7 protein-coding genes are annotated in these 4,454 nt (G+C 74.4%); 1 reads left to right on the forward strand and 6 read right to left on the reverse strand.

Going from position 1 to position 4,454, the window contains the following annotated elements:
• From DZG00_RS12635 to DZG00_RS12655, 5 genes are all read right to left on the reverse strand, one after another.
• Positions 1 to 416: heavy-metal-associated domain-containing protein (locus DZG00_RS12635; protein WP_147359995.1), on the reverse strand; the 416-nt coding region annotated here is incomplete at its 3' end.
• A gap of 1 nt (position 417) precedes the next feature.
• Positions 418 to 633 (reverse strand): heavy-metal-associated domain-containing protein, encoded by a 216-nt coding sequence (locus tag DZG00_RS12640; RefSeq protein ID WP_119382348.1) that lies wholly within the window; start codon positions 631 to 633, stop codon positions 418 to 420.
• 43 nt (positions 634 to 676) lie between these two features.
• A complete protein-coding gene (locus DZG00_RS12645; RefSeq protein WP_015489737.1) occupies positions 677 to 958 on the reverse strand; it encodes a metal-sensitive transcriptional regulator in 282 nt (93 codons plus the stop codon).
• Positions 959 to 1,106: 148 nt separating this feature from the next.
• Positions 1,107 to 2,534 (reverse strand): phosphomannomutase/phosphoglucomutase, encoded by a 1,428-nt coding sequence (locus DZG00_RS12650; protein ID WP_119382347.1) that lies wholly within the window; start codon positions 2,532 to 2,534, stop codon positions 1,107 to 1,109.
• A 2-nt stretch (positions 2,535 to 2,536) separates the two neighbouring features.
• Positions 2,537 to 2,752 carry a DUF3499 family protein gene (locus tag DZG00_RS12655; RefSeq protein WP_012037719.1) on the reverse strand — a complete coding sequence of 72 codons (216 nt, stop codon included), beginning with the start codon at positions 2,750 to 2,752 and terminating at the stop codon, positions 2,537 to 2,539.
• 45 nt (positions 2,753 to 2,797) lie between these two features.
• On the opposite strand from DZG00_RS12655, the gene DZG00_RS12660 reads away from it, so the two are divergent.
• Entirely contained in the window at positions 2,798 to 3,241 is a 444-nt protein-coding gene (locus DZG00_RS12660) for a metallopeptidase family protein (RefSeq protein WP_086520751.1), read from the forward strand.
• A 72-nt stretch (positions 3,242 to 3,313) separates the two neighbouring features.
• Here DZG00_RS12660 and DZG00_RS12665 read toward each other — a convergent pair.
• The coding region (locus tag DZG00_RS12665) for a DUF5719 family protein (protein ID WP_119455685.1) at positions 3,314 to 4,454 on the reverse strand (1,141 nt) is incomplete at its 5' end.

Consider the following 4,454-nt stretch of genomic DNA (forward strand, 5'->3'; position numbering starts at 1 on the left):
GCGCGATCCGCGGGCGCGGGATCCTCGGCCTCGTCGGGCTCGCGCTCCACCGCGGGAGCGGCGGGAGCGGCGGGAGAGGCGGGAGCGGCGACGACAGGGACGGAGGCCGCGTCGCCGGCCGGCGCGCTGCCCCACCCGGCGCGCTCGGACGCGCGGTACCCCGTCCGCTCGATGGTGCGGATGGCGTCCTCGACGCTCGTGCCCGCGGGCAGCTGCACGCGCGCCCGGTGCGTGGCGTAGTTGACGGCGGCCTCGACCCCGGGCATCCGCCCGAGCTTCCGCTCGATGCGCATCGCGCACGACGCGCACGTCATGCCCTGCACGTCGAGGTCCACGCGCGTCAGCACGGCGCCCTCCTCGGGCGCGGACGCGGCGGCATCGGCTGCAGGAGCGGATCCGGATGCGGGGTCGGACATGTCAGAGCCCCGCGACGTACCCGGCCTCGTCGACCGCGGCGCGCACGGCGGCGGGGTCGAGCGGCTCGTCGCTCTCGACGGTCACGGTGGACGCGCCGCCGACGACGAGGTCGACGGCCACGGACGCGACGCCCGGCAGCTCGCCGACCTCCTCGGTGACGCTCGCGACGCAGTGCGCGCAGGTCATTCCGGTGACGGGGAAGGTCGTGGTGGTCATGGGGTCTCCTTCGTGTCGTGCGATGTCGATGGGTGCCGGTGGATCAGGAGCGGACGAGCCGAGCGATGGCCGCGGAGGCCTCGCGCACCTTGTCGTCCGCGACCTGGCCGCCCTCGCGGGCGGCCTCCGCGAGGCAGTGCGCGAGGTGGTCGTCGAGCAGCTTGAGGGCGACGGTCTCCATGGCGCGCGTGACGGCCGAGACCTGCGTGAGCACGTCGATGCAGTACGTGTCGGACTCGACCATGCGCTCGATGCCGCGCACCTGGCCCTCCGCGCGACGCAGCCGCTTGAGGATGTCGTCCTTGCCCTCGCTGTACCCGACCATGGCGGCCACCTCCCGTTCCCCTCGATGGTACCCCCTAGGGGTATGGATGGGAACCCCCAGGGGGTATCCGCCCCACGCCCGCCCGGGACACGACGACGCCGCGCCCCTCGAGGAGGGACGCGGCGTCGTCGGTCGTGCGGGCGGAGGATCAGGCCCCGCGGATCAGCCCCAGGAGCTCGTCGCGGAGGGCGGCCATCCTCTCCTCCGTGGACGCCTCGACGTTCAGGCGCAGCAGCGGCTCGGTGTTCGACGGGCGGACGCTGAACCACCAGAACGCGCCGTCGTCGCCGACCGGGCCGTCGACCGTGAGGCCGTCGAGCTCGTCGAACTCGCCGCGACCGCGGAAGGCCTCGACGATGCGCTCGTAGGCGGCGGGCACGTCGTCGACCGTGCTGTTGATCTCGCCCGACAGCGCGTACGGCGTGTAGCGCGCCGAGAGGTCGGACATGAGGCCGTCCGTCTGACCGAACTCGGCGAGCAGGTGCATCGCGGCGAGCATGCCGTTGTCGGCGCCCCAGAAGTCGCGGAAGTAGTAGTGCGCGGAGTGCTCGCCGCCGAAGACCGCACCGGTGGCGGCCATCTGGTCCTTGATGAGCGAGTGGCCGACGCGCGTGCGGACCGCCGTGGCCCCCGCCGCCTCGATCGTCTCGGGCACGATGCGCGAGGTGATGAGGTTGTGCAGCACGGTGACCTCGTCGCCAGGCGTCTGCGCCTTCACGCGGGAGATCTCGCGGAGCGCGACGATGGCGGCGACGGCGCTGGGCGTGACGGCCTGGCCCTTCTCGTCCACCACGAAGCAGCGGTCCGCGTCGCCGTCGAAGGCGAGGCCGAGGTCGGCGCCGTGCTCGACGACCGCCTTCTGCAGGTCGACCAGGTTGGCGGGCTCCAGCGGGTTCGCCTCGTGGTTCGGGAAGGTGCCGTCGAGCTCGAAGTACAGCGGGATGATCTCGATGGGCAGCTCGGGGAGGCCGGCCGCGGTGCCGAGCACGGCGGGCACGGTCATGCCGCCCATGCCGTTGCCGGCGTCGACGACGACGCGCAGCGGGCGGATGCCGGAGAGGTCGACGAGCTGGCGGAGGTAGCCCGCGTAGTCGGCGAGCACGTCGCGCTCGCGCACCTGGCCGGCGGGCTCGACCGCGGCGATGCCGTCGGCGAGGAAGCCGATGGCGCGGTCGCGGATGGCGGCGAGGCCGGTGTCGAGGCTGATGCCCTGGGCGCCCGCGCGGGAGAACTTGAGGCCGTTGTAGGTGGCCGGGTTGTGGCTCGCGGTGAACATGACCGCGGGGGCGTCGAGGGATCCGGACGCGAAGTAGGTCTCGTCCGTGGAGCAGAGGCCGATGAGCAGCACGTCCGCGCCGCGGGCCGTCGCGCCCTGGGCGAAGGCCTGCGCGAAGGACGGGGAGGAGTCGCGCATGTCGTGGCCGACGACGATCTCGCTGCCGGCGGCGCCCAGCTCGTCGACGAAGCCCGCGCCGAGGGCCGTGACCAGCTCCTCGGTGAGCTGGCTCCCGACGAGACCTCGCACGTCATAGGTCTTCACGATGGCGGTCAGCGTCTCGGCGGCAGTCGTCGTCATGCTCAGGAACCTACCTCACCGAGGACCCCGTGCCGGACGATCTGCCAGCCCTGCGGAGCCGAGAGCCGGGCCGCGTGGCGGTCGCACAGGTCGTAGCTGTGCGGCTCGGAGTCGTGGCTGAGGGGACCGAGGACGGCCATGGAGTCCGCGTAGACGTAGGTGAGGGTGGTCGTGGCGCCGCCGGTGCAGCCGACGCGGGAGCAGGGCCTGTTCGTCATGTCGGGCCCACACTACCGCCGACCCCGTGGCCGTACGATGGGGCCATGCCACGATCGCGCCGCCGGGGAGGCCACGTCTCCATCCGGGGCTCCTGGCGGGATCGGCACGGCCGCGGCCTCCGCTCCCCCGTCACCGGGCCGGAGCTGCCGGTGCTGCGCACGCGCGCCGACGTCTTCGACCAGACCATCGCATCCGCCGCCGAGTACCTCCGCGGCCTCTGGCCCGACGAGCTCGACCGCGTCTCGTTCGAGGTCGCCGCGCTGCCCGCCGAGAACAGCGAGCGGGACGGCATCGACCGCTGGAGCGTCCTCGCCGACGAGCGCCGCGTCATCTTCTACCGGCTCCCCATCGAGCGCCTCGCGCACCTGCACGAGGACGACGAGTACCACCAGCGCGCGCTCGTGGAGGGCTGCGTGTACCGCGCGGTCGCCGAGCTGCTCGGCAAGGACCCGTGGGAGCTCGCCCCCGACAGGTACGACCCGCACTAGCGGCGGATCCCGAACGGGCGTCAGCGATCCGCGAAGAGGCGCGACGACCGCGCGTCGCGGGTCGGGCGGCCGTCAGGGGTGGACGCGCAGCGGGTCCGCGGCCGGCAGCACCGGCACGATGGGCAGCGCGGCGGATCGCCCGGGCTCGGCGAGCGTGACGGTCGCCGTGAGGCCCGTCGCACCCTCGAGCAGGTAGGTGGTCCCCGCCGTCACGGCGACGGAGGCCGCGGATCCCGCGGGCACGTCGAGCCTCACGGGCGCGGATCCGTCGGTCGGTCGCGCCGTGACGCCCGCGGTCGCGTCCCCGCCGTTCCGCAGGTGCAGCAGCGGCGCCGGGCCCGCGGGCACCGAGACGAGCGCGTCGCGCGTGAGCGCCTCAGCCGACGGCAGCCAGGCGAAGTCGGTCGCACCGCTCTCCGCCGCGCCGGACACGCTGCGCACGGCCCCTGTGACGGGGACCGAGCTCTGCACCGTGACCGAGTAGCGGCCGTCGGGCAGGTCGGAGACGGGGACGTCGGTGGTGCGGCCCGCGTCGGCCTGCACCGTGAAGGTGGTGCCCGTGCCGTCGGTGCCGTCCTCGGGGGCGACGCTCACGCTGACGTCGGCGTCGTCGGATCCGGGGACCACGATCCGCACGGCCGTCTCGCGGTCGGGGTCGGTGCCGGGGTCGGATCCCGCGCCGGGCGCGGATCCGCCCTCGCCGTCGGCGGGTGCCTCCTCGCCCTCGACGGGCGCGACGGGCGCGGACGAGGAATCGATGCGGAGGCCCGTCATGGTGAGCGCGGTGGCGGGAGCCGCGGCCGGGCTGATCCAGTCGACGCCTCCCGCGAGCAGCCCGCGCACCGTGCTCTGCTCGAGCCGCGCGACGACCTGGCCGCCGCGGCTCTGCACGTGCACGGCCGGGGACGACAGGTCGGGGGCGAGGCCGGCGAGGCTGAGCACGCGGCGGCTGCCTGCGGGCACCGAGATGCCGCTGGCACCGGGGGCGCTGACGGCCCCCTCCTCGCCCGTGATGGCGAGGTCGACCGTGGAGGAGACGCCGGACGGGTTGTCGAGCACGACGAAGGTCGTGCGGCCGGTCGTCGTGGCGCCGCCCACGAGCCACGCATCCGCGGTGGCCTCCGAGCACGCGGCCGCGGCGAGGCCCGCGAGGTCCGGCTCGGTCGCGATCTCGGACGCCGCGCCCGCGAGGTCGGTCGGGGCGCCGTCGACC

The organism is Clavibacter lycopersici (genome assembly GCF_003576405.1).
Classification (GTDB): Bacteria; Actinomycetota; Actinomycetes; order Actinomycetales; family Microbacteriaceae; genus Clavibacter; species Clavibacter lycopersici.

Bases quoted from the DNA above. Each gene is read 5' to 3' on its own strand.
- DZG00_RS12640 (WP_119382348.1), bottom strand. From the start codon at position 633: ATGACCACCACGACCTTCCCCGTCACCGGAATGACCTGCGCGCACTGC.
- DZG00_RS12655 (WP_012037719.1), bottom strand. From the start codon at position 2,752: ATGACGAACAGGCCCTGCTCCCGCGTCGGCTGCACCGGCGGCGCCACG.
- DZG00_RS12645 (WP_015489737.1), bottom strand. From the start codon at position 958: ATGGTCGGGTACAGCGAGGGCAAGGACGACATCCTCAAGCGGCTGCGT.
- DZG00_RS12650 (WP_119382347.1), bottom strand. From the start codon at position 2,534: ATGACGACGACTGCCGCCGAGACGCTGACCGCCATCGTGAAGACCTAT.
- DZG00_RS12660 (WP_086520751.1), top strand. From the start codon at position 2,798: ATGCCACGATCGCGCCGCCGGGGAGGCCACGTCTCCATCCGGGGCTCC.